Origin of the sequence: Mesobacillus maritimus, from assembly GCF_044803185.1 — a bacterium.
GTDB lineage: Bacteria > Bacillota > Bacilli > Bacillales > Cytobacillaceae > Mesobacillus_B > Mesobacillus_B maritimus_B.
The window spans coordinates 3,958,756-3,975,842 of sequence record NZ_CP085225.1; the positions used below are offsets into that span (position 1 = coordinate 3,958,756).

At 39.4% G+C, this 17,087-nt stretch carries 18 protein-coding genes; all 18 read right to left on the minus strand.

Going from position 1 to position 17,087, the window contains the following annotated elements:
* Positions 1-7: 7 nt before the first annotated feature.
* Positions 8-508, minus strand: coding sequence for a YpoC family protein (locus LG336_RS19140; protein ID WP_404329084.1), 501 nt, complete (start codon positions 506-508; stop codon positions 8-10).
* Positions 508-1,167: an endonuclease III gene (nth, locus tag LG336_RS19145; protein ID WP_404329085.1), complete on the minus strand. Its 660-nt coding sequence runs from the start codon at positions 1,165-1,167 to the stop codon at positions 508-510. The genes LG336_RS19140 and nth overlap by 1 nt, the downstream gene beginning before the upstream one ends.
* Positions 1,168-1,327: 160 nt before the next feature.
* The gene (locus tag LG336_RS19150; protein WP_404329086.1) at positions 1,328-2,035 is read right to left on the minus strand and encodes a DnaD domain-containing protein; all 708 of its coding nucleotides are present in this window, start codon (positions 2,033-2,035) and stop codon (positions 1,328-1,330) included.
* A 174-nt stretch (positions 2,036-2,209) separates the two neighbouring features.
* Positions 2,210-3,505, minus strand: coding sequence for an asparagine--tRNA ligase (gene asnS / locus LG336_RS19155; protein ID WP_404329087.1), 1,296 nt, complete (start codon positions 3,503-3,505; stop codon positions 2,210-2,212).
* A gap of 176 nt (positions 3,506-3,681) precedes the next feature.
* Positions 3,682-4,866 (minus strand): pyridoxal phosphate-dependent aminotransferase, encoded by a 1,185-nt coding sequence (locus tag LG336_RS19160; protein ID WP_404333225.1) that lies wholly within the window; start codon positions 4,864-4,866, stop codon positions 3,682-3,684.
* Between the two features lie 36 nt (positions 4,867-4,902).
* Positions 4,903-5,388: a DUF5590 domain-containing protein gene (locus LG336_RS19165; RefSeq protein ID WP_404329088.1), complete on the minus strand. Its 486-nt coding sequence runs from the start codon at positions 5,386-5,388 to the stop codon at positions 4,903-4,905.
* Positions 5,389-5,400: 12 nt separating this feature from the next.
* Entirely contained in the window at positions 5,401-5,571 is a 171-nt protein-coding gene (locus LG336_RS19170) for a YpmA family protein (protein WP_404329089.1), read from the minus strand.
* 229 nt (positions 5,572-5,800) lie between these two features.
* Positions 5,801-8,602: an ATP-dependent DNA helicase DinG gene (gene dinG / locus LG336_RS19175; RefSeq protein ID WP_404329090.1), complete on the minus strand. Its 2,802-nt coding sequence runs from the start codon at positions 8,600-8,602 to the stop codon at positions 5,801-5,803.
* A gap of 374 nt (positions 8,603-8,976) precedes the next feature.
* Entirely contained in the window at positions 8,977-9,360 is a 384-nt protein-coding gene (gene panD / locus LG336_RS19180; protein ID WP_404329091.1) for an aspartate 1-decarboxylase, read from the minus strand.
* Positions 9,361-9,376: 16 nt separating this feature from the next.
* Positions 9,377-10,225: a pantoate--beta-alanine ligase gene (gene panC / locus LG336_RS19185; protein WP_404329092.1), complete on the minus strand. Its 849-nt coding sequence runs from the start codon at positions 10,223-10,225 to the stop codon at positions 9,377-9,379.
* Positions 10,222-11,058 carry a 3-methyl-2-oxobutanoate hydroxymethyltransferase gene (gene panB, locus LG336_RS19190; protein WP_404329093.1) on the minus strand — a complete coding sequence of 279 codons (837 nt, stop codon included), beginning with the start codon at positions 11,056-11,058 and terminating at the stop codon, positions 10,222-10,224. Before panB ends, panC begins: the two co-directional genes overlap by 4 nt.
* 248 nt (positions 11,059-11,306) lie before the next feature.
* The gene (locus LG336_RS19195; RefSeq protein ID WP_404329094.1) at positions 11,307-12,290 is read right to left on the minus strand and encodes a biotin--[acetyl-CoA-carboxylase] ligase; all 984 of its coding nucleotides are present in this window, start codon (positions 12,288-12,290) and stop codon (positions 11,307-11,309) included.
* Positions 12,263-13,471, minus strand: coding sequence for a CCA tRNA nucleotidyltransferase (locus LG336_RS19200; protein WP_404329095.1), 1,209 nt, complete (start codon positions 13,469-13,471; stop codon positions 12,263-12,265). Before LG336_RS19200 ends, LG336_RS19195 begins: the two co-directional genes overlap by 28 nt.
* Complete coding sequence (bshA, locus tag LG336_RS19205; RefSeq protein WP_404329096.1) at positions 13,471-14,607, minus strand: N-acetyl-alpha-D-glucosaminyl L-malate synthase BshA; 1,137 nt, start codon at positions 14,605-14,607, stop codon at positions 13,471-13,473. The genes LG336_RS19200 and bshA overlap by 1 nt, the downstream gene beginning before the upstream one ends.
* Positions 14,607-15,317 carry a bacillithiol biosynthesis deacetylase BshB1 gene (bshB1, locus tag LG336_RS19210; RefSeq protein WP_404329097.1) on the minus strand — a complete coding sequence of 237 codons (711 nt, stop codon included), beginning with the start codon at positions 15,315-15,317 and terminating at the stop codon, positions 14,607-14,609. Before bshB1 ends, bshA begins: the two co-directional genes overlap by 1 nt.
* On the minus strand, positions 15,310-15,729 hold the full coding sequence (mgsA, locus tag LG336_RS19215; protein ID WP_404329098.1) for a methylglyoxal synthase: 420 nt from the start codon (positions 15,727-15,729) through the stop codon (positions 15,310-15,312). The genes bshB1 and mgsA overlap by 8 nt, the downstream gene beginning before the upstream one ends.
* 10 nt (positions 15,730-15,739) lie before the next feature.
* Positions 15,740-16,540: a 4-hydroxy-tetrahydrodipicolinate reductase gene (dapB, locus tag LG336_RS19220; protein WP_404329099.1), complete on the minus strand. Its 801-nt coding sequence runs from the start codon at positions 16,538-16,540 to the stop codon at positions 15,740-15,742.
* A gap of 16 nt (positions 16,541-16,556) precedes the next feature.
* Positions 16,557-16,889, minus strand: a complete 333-nt coding sequence (locus LG336_RS19225) for a nucleotide pyrophosphohydrolase (RefSeq protein WP_404329100.1) — start codon at positions 16,887-16,889, stop codon at positions 16,557-16,559.
* Positions 16,890-17,087 lie beyond the last annotated feature (198 nt).

Below are 17,087 nucleotides of genomic sequence, written 5' to 3' on the forward strand. Positions count from 1 at the left end.
GACGTTTTTATTTATTTTTTAATAGTAACATTTTTGTAAAATGCTTCTCCTGCTCAATAAATAGTTCCGTTAGCTGTACAAAGGAATGATAAAGCATTGGCCTTGAAATAATAAACTCTATTCTTTCTTGTATATTTACCGGCTTTATCTGTAATTGCTGGATATTGTTTAATGGAAAACAAACAGGTTGAGCATTTGACCAAAAAAGCATTTCAATGAAAAGCCCAATGGCCTGTTTCATTGGAACCAAAGCCGAAGCAATATCCCTCGTTGTAAATATTGTTCCTAGTTGAATCTTTAGCTTCTTCCATTCTTCCTGAAGATAGGGAATTGCTTCCTCTGGATTCTCCCATGGCCGTGGCATGTTCAAACCATTATAAAAGCCTACTTCATAAACGAACGGATTGCTAAGATTAAAATCCACATCTAATTCCTCAATTTCAAACACATCGTGGGTAAAGAAAAAAGAATATTTTAATTCGCTTGGTACATTCAGTATGATGCCCATTACTTTGCTTTCTCCTTGCTTTTCATTCGCTTTTTTCCTTCCCTGCAGATATCCAATAATGGGCAGACTTCACATTGCGGATTTTGTGCTTTACAATGATATCGACCAAAAAATATCATTCGATGATGGGTAATCGACCATTCTTCCTTTGGTACCTTTTTCATCAGGGTTTTCTCTACTTCTAACACTGAATCTTTCCAACGACATATTCCAAGCCTTTTACTGACTCGCTCTACATGTGTATCGACCGCAATTGCTGGAATATTATAAGCTACTGAAACAACAACATTTGCCGTCTTTCTTCCGACTCCAGGAAGCTTCGTTAACTCGTCCCGATCATTGGGCACGACACTATCATATTCTTCTATTAATAATTTACATAGCTTTTGAATATTCTTCGCTTTATTGCGGAAAAGTCCAATTGATCTAATATCGTTTTGAAGTTCATCAAGGGATACTTGGAGATAATCTTCCGGAGTCTTGTATTTTTGGAAAAGATTTTTGGTTACTTTATTTACTAATGCATCCGTACATTGTGCAGATAAGGCTACTGCGATCACCAATTCAAATGGATTGGAATGATTCAATTCACAATGTGCATCGGGGAATAATTTCCCCATTTCATCTAAAGAATATCGTATCTGATTGTTATTTAACATGTTCATTTCACCTATAGTTTTTTTATATATTATTAGCTGTTGCGTTAAACCCGGCTGTTGATTTCCGCTTCAATCAACCGTGTGAAAAATCAACAATGTACATTACACAAACATATTAATAAAAACGAGAGATTTTCCCCTCGTTCCGTCGTTTCTTTCTTTATTGTTCTAACCAGTTATAAAAAGGCACGGGCCTTGATTGTACTTTAACATCCTTTTGAACTGTCTTTTGTTGTCCCTGGTGCTGTCTAAACTTTCTACCATAGCTTTTAGCCTGCTCAATTGTCTTAATTCCGTTTTTCTTCCATTCAAATAAAATTCGATCAATATAACGAAAGTTAAGTTTTCCAGAAATAACGGCCTCTCTCAAAGCTGCTTTTATAATAATAGGATCATGATGATCATCATCCATCCACATTGCAAGTGTTTCACATTCAAAAGGAGATAAAGGTCGCCCAAATTCCTTTTCAAAACAAGTATATAAATCAGTCTCTTCTACCTGGCGTGCCTGTACCACCTCTTGCTTCTGATTCTGCATAAATCGATCGATTAATTTTTCCCAGAGTGGATCTAACGAATACTTTTCAAATCGAATTCCATCGGCAGAATCCCCATCTATAATATCAATAAATCCTTTTTGTATTAAAGCATGGAGGCTTTCTGTACAATCCACTACTGAAACTGCCATGCGTGCCGATATCTCAGCTGGAGTAGGAAACTCATTCCCCTTCTCTGCAAAATGAATGACTTGGAGAAGCAGGACAAGTTCTTGCTCTGATAAATGCATGTTTTTGTATTCTGTTAATAAGGCTGCCGGAATTGTAATTGTACCTTCCCGAAGCCATTGGATAAAATCAGATTTTTGCATAGCGGACACCTCATTTCTAAGTATAACACGAACAAAGACAGCAGGTAACAGAATACAAGAAGTTTAGTGATGGAAATAAAGTGAAATGCCTAGTTTTTATGCCAATACTTTAAGTTCAATCAAAAACGAAGTGCCCTTTCTGGTCATGCAAGAAAGGGCACTTTTTTAATATTATTAAGGGTATAATCTGTTTAATAAGCGTGGGAAAGGAATTGTTTCCCTAACGTGCTCAACCCCAGAAATCCAAGCAACAGTTCTCTCAAGACCAAGACCAAAACCAGAATGAGGAACTGAACCGTATTGACGCAATTCAAGGTACCATTTATACGCTTCTAATGGCAAATTATGCTCCTCTAAACGCTGTTGTAACAAATCAAAGTCGTTGATACGCTCGGATCCACCAATGATTTCTCCATAACCTTCTGGTGCAATCAAATCTGCACATAGTACTACTTCAGGGCGCCCAGGATCTGGCTGCATGTAAAATGCTTTCAACGCCGTTGGATAGTGTGTGATGAAAACAGGTTTATCGTAGTTCTCAGCAATTGCCGTTTCATGTGGAGCACCAAAGTCATCTCCCCACTGAACATCAGTAAAGCCTTTTTCATGTAAGAACTTTAATGCATCATCATAAGTAATCCGTGGAAATGGGGCTTGAATTTTTTCTAATTTGGTAGTATCTCTACCAAGTGTCTTAAGCTCAATTTGACAATTTTTTAAGACAGATTGAACTATATACGAAACGTATTCTTCTTGAACCTTTAGGCTATCTTCATGGTCATAAAAAGCCATTTCTGGTTCTATCATCCAAAATTCAATTAAATGACGGCGAGTCTTGGATTTTTCCGCTCTAAATGTCGGCCCGAATGAGAATACCTTTCCTAAGGCCATTGCAGCGGCTTCTAAATGGAGCTGACCACTTTGTGAAAGGAACGCATCCTCTTCAAAGTATTTTGTATGGAAAAGTTCACTGCCACCTTCTGGTGAGCTTCCAGTCAAAATAGGTGGATCTACTTTTGTGAAACCTTCATTATTAAAGTATTCAAAGGTAGCACGGATAATTTCATTCCGAATTTTCATAACCGCATGTTGGCGCTTAGACCGTAGCCATAGATGGCGATGATCCATTAGAAATTCCGTTCCGTGTTCCTTTGGTGTAATTGGATAATCGACCGCTTGATGAATAACTTCAAGACCGGTAACCAATAATTCATAACCCAATGGAGAACGTTCATCTTTTTGGACCTTACCCGTTACATAGAGTGAAGATTCCTGTGTTATTGACTTTGCTAACTGAAATATTTCCTCGCCAACATCACTCTTTGCTACCACACCTTGAATAAAGCCAGTCCCATCTCGGAGTTGCAAGAAAGCAATTTTCCCGCTAGAACGCTTATTTGCCAACCAAGCACCTAACTTAACTTCTTGCTCAACGTATTTATGTACTTCTGAAATCGTTGTTTTATTCACTGATTATTTCCCTCCAAAAACTAAGTAAAACTCACTTGATGCTATGTACGTGTTCTATTATAACTTTCGTTCAATCTAAGGGCAACACTGAAAAGCGAAAGCGCCTTGGTCAGCCCAGAAGACAGGTATGCACAAATAAAAGGCGGGACCCAATCAGTAGTCACCGCCTTTTTCATTTATTTTTGATTTGTTTCAATAAAATTTTTAATGCGGTTAACTGCACTTTCAAGCAAATCCAACGAAGTGGCATAGGATAATCGAATGTTATCAGGTGACCCAAATCCAGAACCTGGGACTACTGCTACCTGTTCCTCTGTTAGGAGTCTCTCAACAAATTCATCAACGTCCTTACAGCCTGTCGCAGTAGCAGCCTCTTTTACATTAGGAAAGAGGTAGAAAGCGCCTTGAGGCTTGAGACAAGTAATACCAGGGATTTCAACGAGCTTTTGATGAATAATATCTAAGCGCTGTTCGAACGCTTTCCGCATCTCTTCAACCGGCTCCTGACTGCCTGAATAAGCTGCAATTGTCGCGTATTGTGCATTTGAAGTTGGGTTCGATGTGCTATGGCTAGCAAGGTCTGTCATGGCCTTAATCACCTGACTATTCCCAGCAGCATAACCAATTCGCCACCCCGTCATGGAATGAGATTTCGATACCCCATTAATTACAATTGTCTGCTCTTTTAATTCAGGAGAGATTTCTGCAATTGAGACATGCTTATGGCCACCATACATCAGTTTTTCATATATTTCATCTGAAACAATTAGAATTCCACGCTCTAAACAAACCTCTCCAAGAGCCTTTAATTCTTCTTTTGTATAAACCATACCTGTTGGATTACTTGGAGAGTTAATAATAACTGCCTTCGTTTTTTCAGTAATCGCTGCTTTAAGCTGGTCCACTGTGATTTTAAATTCATTTGCTTCTAAGCCTTCAATGAAAACCGGGTTTCCTCCAGCCAGTTTTACCTGTTCAGGGTAACTTACCCAATAAGGAATTGGGATAATGACTTCGTCCCCTTCATCTAGGAGAACTTGAAACAAGGTATACAAGGCATGTTTAGCACCACTCATAACAATGATTTCATTCGCACTATACTCTAACCCTTGGTCCCTCTTTAGCTTTGCAGCTACTTCCTTTTTCAATGCTGGAAGACCACCTGCAGGAGTATATTTTGTATGCCCCGCTTCCATTGATTGAATAGCAGCATCTATAATATGCTGAGGAGTGTTAAAATCAGGTTCCCCTGCCCCTAAACCAATCACGTCATATCCTTCTGCTTTCATTTCTTTTGCTTTTGCTGTAATCGCCAACGTTGTAGACGGTGTTAATGTTCCTACCCTTTGTGCAAGTTTGATGTTCATTCTAGTACCTCCTGTAGGTGTTTTCTATATCTAAAAATTATCAATTGCTCGCAGTTTTTCACCGGTTTCAAAATCTACATAATAATAATTTAAACGGCCATTATCCGTTCGATAATAAATCTCCCATGCAGGACGAGTTGTCTTTTGAATTTTAGTCATCCCCAAGCGGACAGAAATGATTTCCTTTGGGTCTTTGTTTGAGTAAACAGTCTGAACAGCTTCTTCTTCAGTCACACCACTACTCACTTTTTTTATAAGCGCCTTACCGTCAGCTTCAGAAATCCAAACATAAACTTCTTCTTCATTTGGGTCTTTAGCTCGTAAAACAAAATATGTACTTTCACCATTTGACAACTGAAAATCATGAAAATCAGTCAAATTCGTTTCTTGTTTAGCAATTTCAATTGCTTTTTTTTCAGCGATTCTTAGTGGTTTAGTTGCATTCAGGTACACTGAAATTAACCCCACTGAACTAGCTAATAAGATGACTATGCTAATAATTATCCATTTTTTCACAGCGCTCACTCTTTATGTACGATATATTGTAAAGATTGCCTTTTCCTGGTCTTCGCGATCAAGGGCTAATCCAAACATTAAGTCTTTATGCTTCAATGTACGATTTAAAGCATCAACGATTTTATATAAATCAGGGCTCTGTTGAATGGTAACTGTAGACAGAATTTCAACCTTACCTTCCACTAAGTATTCCTCCTATGTTACGACAAAATTTGTTACTAATAGCAAACCGCATTACAGTGAACAATAGTAATACAATTTTCTTATCTTTCATTACACCTATTATATCAGGTGTTTCCAATTGTAGATATGACAGTTTGCAGTAAAATCAACCAAATTTCCTTCTGGTTCACACACATCTTTTTAACTGCGCAAGTTATTGCGCAGTCTTTTTTTTCACGTTTTATATTCATTAAAGCCATTTGTAAATGAATTGAATCATCTGGTCTATAGTGGCTCTTTTAACCGGAACGGTAGGTATAGACTGTAGAAAAGCCTTCCCATATGAAGTCGTTATGATACGCCTATCAAAAACAAAGATGATTCCCCTATCAGTTGAAGACCGAACTAATCTCCCGAACCCTTGTTTAAATCTTAGCACAGCTTCCGGAAGGGATATCTCATTAAAGGCGTTTCCCCCCTGCTTTAGGATAAGTTCTCGCTTAGCTATTGCAAGTGGTTCATCTGGTGGTGAAAACGGAAGTCGGACTATTACGATGCATGATAAATCCTCACCAGGTATATCAATCCCTTCCCAAAAGCTACTAGTGCCAAAAAGGATTGCTTTTTCAAAACGTTGAAAGTTCCTCGTCAGTCTGCTTCGACTACCGGCAGTTATCCCTTGCGCAATAAGCGCAAAATCATCAAGTAAGGCGCTCTCCTTTATTAGTTCATATGTTTTTTTTAACATTTCATGAGAGGTAAATAAAGTAAGCATCCGTCCTCCTGTTGCTTCAGCGATGGAAATGATATGCTCCGTAATCGCAGCAATATACTCTATTTCAGGAACTGTTTTGATATCTGGTAAATCCTCCGGAATAATCAGTTGTACTTGTTCTTGATAATTAAAAGGAGAAGGAATTTGCTTCTCAATATTTTGAAACTCACCGATACCTAACTCGTTTTTTATGTAATGAAACGATCCATTTACAGTTAAAGTGGCCGAAGTAAGAATGACACTTTTCTTTTTGGTGAAAAAATCATTCCTCAAATAATCGGCAACATGAATTGGCCGTCCATAAACAGTTGTCATATTTTGAACTGAACGTAAATCCGTTTCAATCCAACGTATTTCCTGACTACTCGGATATAGAAACACTTCACGAGTTTTATTTCTAACTCTGTTCATCTCTTTTAATAAGATGGTAATTTCCTCAAGAAAGCTCTTTTCTTCTTGCGACAACCTTTGCTTTTGATTTTCAATGTACGTTAAACGATCTTCGATAGCAATAATTACATCCTTAAGTAAAAACGAAAAGCGTTCTGCGACCGCAAATAAAGCCCGCCATTCTGTACTGTTATCCGTTTGTGAGAGCATCGTTTGAATTTTATTACTATTTGAATTCGGCCGTTTCTTCCTTTTCGCAAATAGGGTAACAGCTTTAAATAGCTCATCCGTTTCATATTGTAAGTTAATCATTGTTTCATTTAATTTGCTTGTAGCTACTTTTACATTTGTACGGCCATCCAGTTTTTCAATTAATTTTTCTAGTCTACGAAACAGATGTCCATGATCAAATTGACCAAATTGATTGAGCATAAGTCTTATCGATAAGTAATCTAAAGCCCTACCATAGTACTTTCCAGCTACCTTTTCAACTTGATGTGCTTCATCGAGGATAGCAAACTCATATTCAGGAATTGAAGTATCTTCAGACACCAAATCCATTAACAACATTGAGTGGTTGGTAATAATGAGGTTAGCTTCCTCAGCCTCTTTTTGGGCTCTCAAATAATAATCTTTAGAGTCCCACTGTTTGGTTTGTAAAAAAGTCACAGGCACATTTTTAATTTTATTCCAAAATAGCAGGCCACCACTAGATAAATTAAGCTCATCAAAGTCTCCGGTATTGGTTTCCATTAACCAAACAAGAATTTGCATTTTAGTCAAGGTCGTATCGTAATTATCATCTTCTTCTCGAAGTGAATGTTCAAACCTTGCTAAATTTATATAGTGACTTCGCCCTTTTAGTAAGATAGCTTTTATGGGAAAGCCACAAATGTCTCTTAATATAGGCAAGTCCTTTATTAGTAACTGCTGCTGAAGCTGGGTTGTATAGGTTGAAACAACCACTCTTTTCTGCGTTTCCTTTGAATAAAACGCTGCAGGAACTAAATAAGCTAACGTTTTACCGATTCCTGTTCCTGCTTCTATTAATGCATGCCTTTGATCTGTGAAAGCATGATAAATGCTATTCATCATTTCCATTTGGCCATCTCTTACCTCGAAGGAAGGCAAGGCATTCTTAAGTAGTCTTTCCTTTTCTTCATCCTTCTTAGGAAAAGAACAATCTTGAGCCTTACCCGAGGTTTCGGATGTCTCTTTTTTCCTTAAAGCAATGCCACGGTATACTTCAATAGAGCCGAAGTATTCTTCCACAACTTGCTCCTTCTGTTGCAATATCTCCTCAAGTAAAAGGTAAATATCACTTTTCAGCCCAGCCGATAGCTTTGTAAGACTTTTAATAGTCACAACGGGAAATGATTCGAGTTTTTCAAGCAATAGAATCAGTAGCTCTCCTGTCACATAGGCATCGCTATCCGCCTGATGTGGCCGGTCATGTGTAAGCCCCTCTTTGGCCGCTATATCTGAAAGTTTATAGCTGTCTGCTGTAGGAAATAAAATTCTAGCTAGTTCTACTGTATCAAGTACGGATCCGTAGAAACCTTCAAAACCCGCCATTTGCAGTTCTTCCTGAAGAAACCCGAGGTCAAAGAGTACATTGTGAGCAACAAAGAAGGCCTCATCAAGTAGTTCTATTATCTCTCCAGCAATTTCTGAAAAGGAGGGGGCACTCGACACCATTTCATCATTAATCCCAGTCAATTCCTCAATAAAAGCGGGAATGGGTCTTCCAGGATTAACTAGCGAGGAGTATTTTTCGGTAATTTTTCCATCTTCAATGATAACCGCTCCAATTTGAATAATGCGGTCCCCTTTTCTAGGGGAGTTTCCTGTAGTTTCTAAATCAACGACAACAAATTTATTGCCCATTATGTAACACCTCAATATCCAGTCATATAACGGTATCATAAAAGTAGAAAATAAAAAAGTTATTTATAGAAAAGCGGAGGCGACTGTCCAGGGACGACAAGCATAAGACGCGCCCTGAAAGAAGGTGTTCTTTACCTTCTTACAGGGAGTGGCTTATGTCTCGAGTCCCTAGGAGCCGCAGCTAGACAATTTGAAAAGCGGAAGCGCCTTGCCCAGGGGCGACAGGCATAAGACGAGCCGGCCAGAAGGTTGTTCTTTAACCTTCTTGACGGATTGGCTTATGACCCGAGCCCCTAGGCGCTCGAGCTAGACATTCCCCAAAGTTCAATCCTTTATCATTGACTATTAAGAAAAGCTTCCGCAAAAGCGGAAGCTTAAAGGACCGTCCTCTCTGGCTCTGCGTGGAGCATTTCAACAATCCGGTTATGTTCATCCATGATTGCTACTTTTGGTTGATGATATGGGACCTTATCTTCCGCTACGAGCGCATAAGAGATAATAATTACTACATCCCCTTCTTGTACCAGCCGAGCTGCTGCACCATTCAAACAGACGACTCCACTGCCTCGTTGACCAGGGATTATATACGTTTCAAAGCGAGCACCATTATTATTATTAACAATTTGCACCTTTTCATTTGCAACTAAACCAACAGCATCAAGAATATCTGAGTCTATTGTAATGCTACCAACATAATTAAGGTTGGCTTCCGTTACACGAGCCCGGTGGATTTTAGCATTCATCATCGTTCGAAACATTAGCTCTTTCCTCCTATTATACGATTTCAAGGATTATATTATCAATTAGACGTGCTTTCGAAAATTTTACCGCTACCGCTATTATAACTTTTCCGACGATGGTATCTACCGGTCGTAATTGGGGGTATGAACGGAGTTCAACATAATCAATAGCCGCATCACAAGTCTTTAATATATATGCTTTTACCAATTGCTCAATTGCCTCAGGATTCCTTTCACCCTGTTCAATCCTTCTCTTGGCAAGCTGTAAGCCTTGGTACAATTCCCTAGCCTGATCTCTCTCCAACGATGAGAGGTACACATTTCTTGAACTTTTTGCTAGCCCATCCTGTTCTCTCACGGTCGGAACTGCTACAAGTTCGATAGGAAAGTTGAAATCATGAATTAACCCATCAACCACAGCAACTTGTTGTGCATCCTTTAAACCAAAATAGACGCGATTGGGCAAAACAATATTGAATAATTTTGTTACTACCGTGGCAACACCATCAAAGTGTCCTGGTCGAGATTTGCCACATAATCCATCTGTTCGGTCCTCAACTATCACTTTAACAGTGGAACTCCTCGGGTACATCTCATTCACAGCTGGGTTAAACAGGATGTCTACCCCTTCTTCTTCCGCAATTATGCTATCTCTTTCAAAATTTCGGGGGTAGGCTTCAAGGTCTTCCCCAGCTCCAAACTGGAGTGGATTAACAAAAATGCTTACTACAAGAATGTCATTTTCCTTTCTTGCTTGCTTCATGAGGGTCTGATGACCCTCATGAAGGTATCCCATTGTTGGCACAAACCCAACTTTTTTCCCTGAATTTTTTAAGCTTGTGATTACTTGCTGCATTTCCTTAATATTTTGAATGACGTTCATACTTTCCCTCCGTAGAGCACTTGGAGTTCTTCTTCTTTCATCGTAAAACTGTGCTTATCCTCTGGAAACTCTCCATTCCTAACTTCATAAACATAGGTATCCAATGCCCTAGCCATCTGGTCGTTGACGTCTGTATATTGTTTAACGAATTTTGGCACACGTACAACTCCATAAGTGAGGATGTCGTGATAAACCAATACTTGTCCATCTGCATCCACACCAGCGCCTATCCCAATCGTCGGGATGGACAACAGGTTGGAAATTTCACCAGCCAATTGCTTGGGAACGCATTCTAGCACAAGAGCAAAGGCACCTGCCTCTTGACACTTTTTAGCGTCCTCGATTAACTTTCTAGCGGAGTCAGCATTTTTTCCTTGCACTTTATAACCACCTAGTACGGCTGCAGACTGAGGGGTTAAGCCTAAGTGACCAACAACAGGAATCCCCGCTTTTACAAGCGCTTTTATATGATCAATAACCTCGTCTCCACCTTCAACCTTAACAGCGTGAGCACCTGTTTCCTGAATAATTTTAGCAGCATTGATTAACGTATCTTTAATAGAAAGGTGATAACTCATAAACGGCATATCAACAACAATAAATGTATTAACCGCCCCTCTTTTGACAGCTTTTGCATGATGAATCATGTCTCCCATTGTAACAGGGACTGTTGAATCATAGCCAAGAACCACCATTCCAAGCGAATCTCCTACCAAAATCATGTCCACACCAGCTTGCTCGGCTTGTTTAGCTGCAGGATAGTCGTAGGCTGTCACCATGACAATTTTACTCTTGTTCTTTTTCATCTTAAGAAAATCTGTTGTCTGTTTCATTCTTTTTCCTCCTTGTTTACAGGAGAGGTGATAAAACAACTTCGTTCATGATGTACACAAAAAGGATCCTTCTAATAGGCAGAAGGATCCCGTTACGTCCAAACTTGTTTCATCCCTCTGTCCCGGTCCGGTTTCGGATCTAGGCAGAACCTTTTAGATTTTTCGGCAATTCACAAAGGTGCGGTTCTTGCGATACCGCCCAAAAAAATTATAACAAAATTCTAATATTAATGCTACTAACCTTTTACTTATTCATTTATGAAAATATCAGCGGAATAGACTTGCCGAATCTCCCCATCAGCTTGTTGGATATTTAAGACACCATCCTCTGTGATGCCTAGAGCCTTTCCGTATATGTCACCCGTTACTGTCCTTGCAATAATTTCTTTACCTATACTTAAGGCATAGCTCTCCCATAATAACTTGATAGGAAAAAAGCCATCCTTTAAGTAGGTTTGATAAAGTTTTTCTAAACGTGCGAAAACCTCTTGCATTAATCTTGCCCTTGAAATATTCTGTCCAGATTCAGCAGCTAATGAAGTTGCAATCTGTTGAATTTCTTCAGGAAAATCATCTCGCTTTTGATTTACATTAATACCAATACCAACGATAATAGCGTTTATTCGATCTGCATCCGCCTGCATTTCTGTTAAGATACCAGTCACTTTTTTTCCACTTATTAATATATCATTGGGCCACTTTATTTGAGGGAGGAGACCTGTGACCTCTTCAATTGCTTGTACCACTGCCACAGCGGTTACTAGCGTTAGCTGAGGTGCCTTTTGCATCGGAAGGTTGGGCCTTAAGATGATACTCATCCATATACCTGAGTACTTAGGGGAATGCCATTTTCGATCTAAGCGCCCTCTCCCCAACAACTGCTCTTCAGCCACAATTACGGTCCCCTCAGCTGCACCCTCAGTAGCAAGACGATGAGCAATCTTTTGTGTAGAATCCACTTCTTCTTCATAATGGATACCACGACCAATAAAATCCGTTTTCAACCCAAAACTTATTTCATCGGCCGTAACATTTTCAGGGGCTTGTACAATTTTATATCCCTTTTTTTTGACAGCTTCGAACACAAAGCCTTCTTTCCGGAGCTCCTCAATATGCTTCCAAATAGCCGTCCTTGAGCAGCCAGCTATTTCTGCAAGAAATTGGCCTGAAAGATATTCATCACCAGCATTAGTAAACGCCTCTATTAGTCTTTTTCTAATTTCTGATTGCAATTGTTTAGCCACTCCCTTATGTCCGCTTGTCCATTTGCGACCTCACCGATGATAACCTTTTCTTCAATCAATCTAAGATAGTGATTGACCCACGGGCCTGGCTTTTTTTTAAACCATGACAACAAAATAGTACCGGTCAAATCCAATTCTGACCGATTCTTTATTGGCAATTGATCATAAAATTTATGAAGCTCTGCTTCTGAAGATGTTTTAAGTCCGGTAAGGCTCTGAACCAATATTTCTGCTGAAAGCATAGTTTCTTTTCCCGCATCATAAGCGGCCAACCTTGTCCACTGGTTATCTAAGCGGTATTGTAACCATTGTAAGATTTTAAGAATCTGTTTAATCTGTTTCACAGGGAGCTTCCATTGCCTTAGAAACTCACTAGCCTCACGGTCATTTAATCCTACCTGATGGGTTAACAATGTCCACAACTCTAGCTTGGAAAGGCCCATTAAGTTACACCTTGCCATTCTATTAACACCTTCTGCATTTCCTATTAAGCCAGGCAAATAGTTAAAAAGTCCTGTTTGTACTATGATTGAAATAGCCTTGTTATTAGAAGGACCTACTAATAATTTTTCGAATTCCGTAAGTTTGCGTTCAACAGCAATGTTACCAAGTAAATGAGGCATTTGTGCGAGAGCATTTAGTGTTTCTTCCTCTATCGTAAAATTCAATTGGCTTACAAAACGTACTGCTCTCATCATTCTTAGGGCATCTTCTCCAAATCGCTCCTCGGGATTTCCAACCGTGATAATTTGTTTGGTAGCAATAGCTTGTTTCCCATTAAATGGATCAATCAATTTCCCCGTTCTATCCATTGCGATTGCATTCATAGTAAAATCTCGACGTTTTAGATCCTCTTTTAAGGACCGAATGAATTTTACTTGGTCTGGTCTCCGGTAATCACTATACCCTGATTCAGTTCTAAATGTGGTAATTTCATATGGTACCCCGTTGTAGATTACTAATATCGTTCCGTGTTCAATTCCAACATCAGCCGTATGTGGAAATATTGCCTTTAATTCTTCCGGTAAAGCGGAAGTCGCAATATCCACATCTGATATTTCCCTTCCTAACAACGAATCTCTAACAGAACCCCCAACAAAATAAGCCTCATAACCAGCAGCTTCTATCATTTCAAGCAATGGGGTTGCCTGTGTAAATGGAGCAAGCATCAATAATTCCCCTGACTAAGAACTTGATAGTAAACCTCTTCATATTCACTGACTATCTTTTCAGCACTGAATTTCTCTTTCGCCGTTTTTACTGCATTGCTAACGAAAACTTGATATAGAGAAGAATCACTAAGAAGTTTTACAGCTTTATTGGCGATACCCTGAATATCTCCTAAATCACAAATGTAACCATTCTCACCATCGGTAATGACCTCAGGAATCCCCCCTGTATTAGTACCAATGCAAGGGACACCACAAGCCATCGCCTCAAGTGCTACTAAACCAAAGCTCTCTTTTTCTGAAAGAAGTAACATTACATCACTAATTGCATAGAGTTCTTCTAAATTTTCCTGCTTCCCTAGAAATAAAACTTTCTCACGGATTCCTAGCTCATTCACTAGGTTAGACACTACTTTCATTTCTGGCCCATCCCCAACCAGTAGGAGCTTTGCAGATAGTTCTGTAGCAACCTTCGCAAAAGCGTGTACAACATCAGGAACTCGTTTAACAGATCGGAAGTTGGAAACATGAATAAGCACTTTTTCATGTGTTTCTATCTGATAACCTTTGCGTAAATTACTTGAGCCGTATTGATAGACACGGTCATCCACAAAGTTATAAATACATTTAATGGCTTTGTCAGGTTTAATTAAATCATATGTTTGTGCAACCAATGAATTAGAAACAGCTGTTACAGCATCAGACTTTTCAATTCCAAACCGAATCGCATCGCTTAAGGATGAATCATAACCTAAAACAGTTATATCTGTTCCATGCAAGGTTGTTACTATTTTCAAATCACGTCCGCTCATCTCTCTAGCTAAAATCGCACAAACGGCATGTGGAATTGCATAATGTACATGTAGCAAATCTAAATTCTCTCGGACAGCTACTTCGGCTATTTTACTCGCAAGCGCAATATCATATGGAGCATATTGGAAGACGGAATATTGATTAACCTCAACCTGATGATAGTAAATATTATGATACATTTTATTTAAGCGAAATGGCAGGCTTGAGGTAATAAAATGGATTTCATGGCCCTTTTCCGCTAAAAGCTTTCCTAGTTCTGTAGCAACGATACCCGAACCGCCAACAGTTGGATAACAGGTTATACCAATTTTCAATTTTTTCATTATTTTTCTCCTAACAAATCACCAATAACCAGTGGAGTTTTAGTCTTGAAGCCTTCTGCAAAGGCTACACCCGCATCCTTACCAAACAATCTTTCCCGAGCTTCCACGTACTCGATATACCCATTTACAAGTGGGGTATCATAACTAGAATCACTTTTTACAAACTGACTTACGTACGCTTGAAGGGACATCTTCTTCTTTTCCATATGGTTACTAATATCAATTAAAAAATCAGGCTTATGGAAGCCATTGATCATATAATAATAAGTGCTTTCAACCCGATGCGGCAAAAGCCCATCCCCAGTATCAAATTTCCTAATCCCTGCAGAAAAAACCGCCTCTTCGACCAGTCGTGCACAATTCCCATGGTCCGGATGACGGTCTTCAAAATAAGGAACAAACAGCAGTTTTGGACGATATTGTCGAATCACACTCGCTACTTTTTTTATGTATTCTTCTTTTATGTATAGGCCACGATCAGGCAAATCCAAGGTTTCCCTAACAGAAACACCCAGTATCTCTGCAGCCTTGGCTGCTTCCTGTAAGCGCAGTCCAACCGTCCCATTTGTGGATAACTCCGCTTTAGTTAAATCGCAAATCCCAATCTTTTTCCCATTCGATGTATATTTTGCAATAGTTCCTCCCATGCCAATTTCAACATCATCGGCATGGGCTCCTATTGCTAGAATATCTAACTTTGTCTTATCCATCCTTTTGGTCACTATCCTCTTTCACAATATTTCTCCAATCTAAATCCCCTCGCCCTAGCCCTCTAACTAAAACCTCAGCAGTGCCCATATTGGTAGCTAGTGGGATTGCGTAGACATCGCATAACCTTACTAGTGCTGTTACGTCCGGTTCGTGCGGTTGAGCAGTTAAAGGATCACGAAAGAAGAAAATGACATCCATTGAATTCTGGGCTACCATTGCGCCAATTTCTTGGTCTCCCCCTAGAGGTCCTGATTGGAAACGGTGGACGGGAAGCTCTGTCGCTTCCATGATTCTCAATCCAGTTGTCCCCGTGGCATAAAGTGTATGTTTTTCAAATATTGGCTTATATGCGACGGCAAAGCGCACAAGATCATCTTTTTTTCTATCATGGGCTATCAATGCTATGTTCATAATAAGGCTCCTATTCAATTATATTTTCTAGTCCATATACAAAGGTATCGTTCTTCATTACCGTATCAACCGCCAGTTTTACTCCAGACATAAATGAAGCACGATTATACGAATCATGTCGAATGGAAAGCGTTTGACCATCTGAACCAAACATTACCTGTTGATGAGCGATTAGACCAGGCAAGCGAACAGAGTGAATATGCATTCCATCATAGTTTGCTCCTCTAGCTCCTACGATTGTTTCTTTCTCATCCTCGTGTCCTTGTTGTTTTGCTTCCCGTACAGTAGAAATCATTTCTGCCGTCTTAACGGCTGTACCCGATGGCGCATCCAATTTTTGATCGTGATGGAGTTCAATAATTTCAACATCATTAAAATATTTTGCAGCCAACTGTGAAAATTTCATCATCAGCACTGCGCCAATAGCGAAATTAGGAGCAATAATACATCCAAGCCCAGTTTGCTTACACAGATCTTCAAGCTTACTCAAGTCCCCTGATGAGAAACCTGTAGTCCCAACAACTGGACGCACCCCAAATTCCAGTGCAGTAACCGTGTGCTCCATGCCAACTTCCGGTGTGGTTAAATCAACCAAAACATCTGGTTGTTGTTCTTTGAAACATTTATGTATATCTGTATAAACCAAGGCGTCCACATTTGTAAAACCTTCCAGTTCAGCAAGATTTTTACCTTCATGCCTATGGTCGAGCACTCCCACTAGTTCATAATTTTCCGTTTCCATAACGAGTTTTACCGCTTCTTTCCCCATCCGCCCACGAGGGCCGGCGATTACAATCTTTACCTTTTCCATTAGCCTTTCTCCTTTACTATTCATCAATTTTTGTCCATCTGTCTCTATCCCGAGTATTGAATTTATGCATAACCATGTCATGCGCTTCCTGTAAATCAATATTTAAGGAATTGGCAAAGCAAATCATGACGAACAACATATCCCCGATTTCTTCTTCAATTGTCTTTTCTTTTTCATTATCCTTTTTTGGCTTTTCACCATAGTAATGATTGACTTCCCTTGCCAACTCACCAAGCTCTTCGGTCATTCTAGCCGTCAATGCCAGAGGGCTAAAATACCCTTCTTTGAATTGACTTATATATGTATCGACTTCCGTCTGCATTTCTCTTAAAGTTTTTTGTTGTCCCATTCCCTATTCCTCCCTTCCAACCTAATTATAATGTTGAATTACCTCCTCTTGATGTTAGCTTACACAAGGAGATTTGACAAATATTTAATTAAGGAAACATCCATTGTTTCTTTCATTTTCCCTACAACAGCAAGGAGCGTTAAATTGTGAAAAATAGGTGATACTGTTAAAGATTGCCCTTACCTCTGTTATTTTATA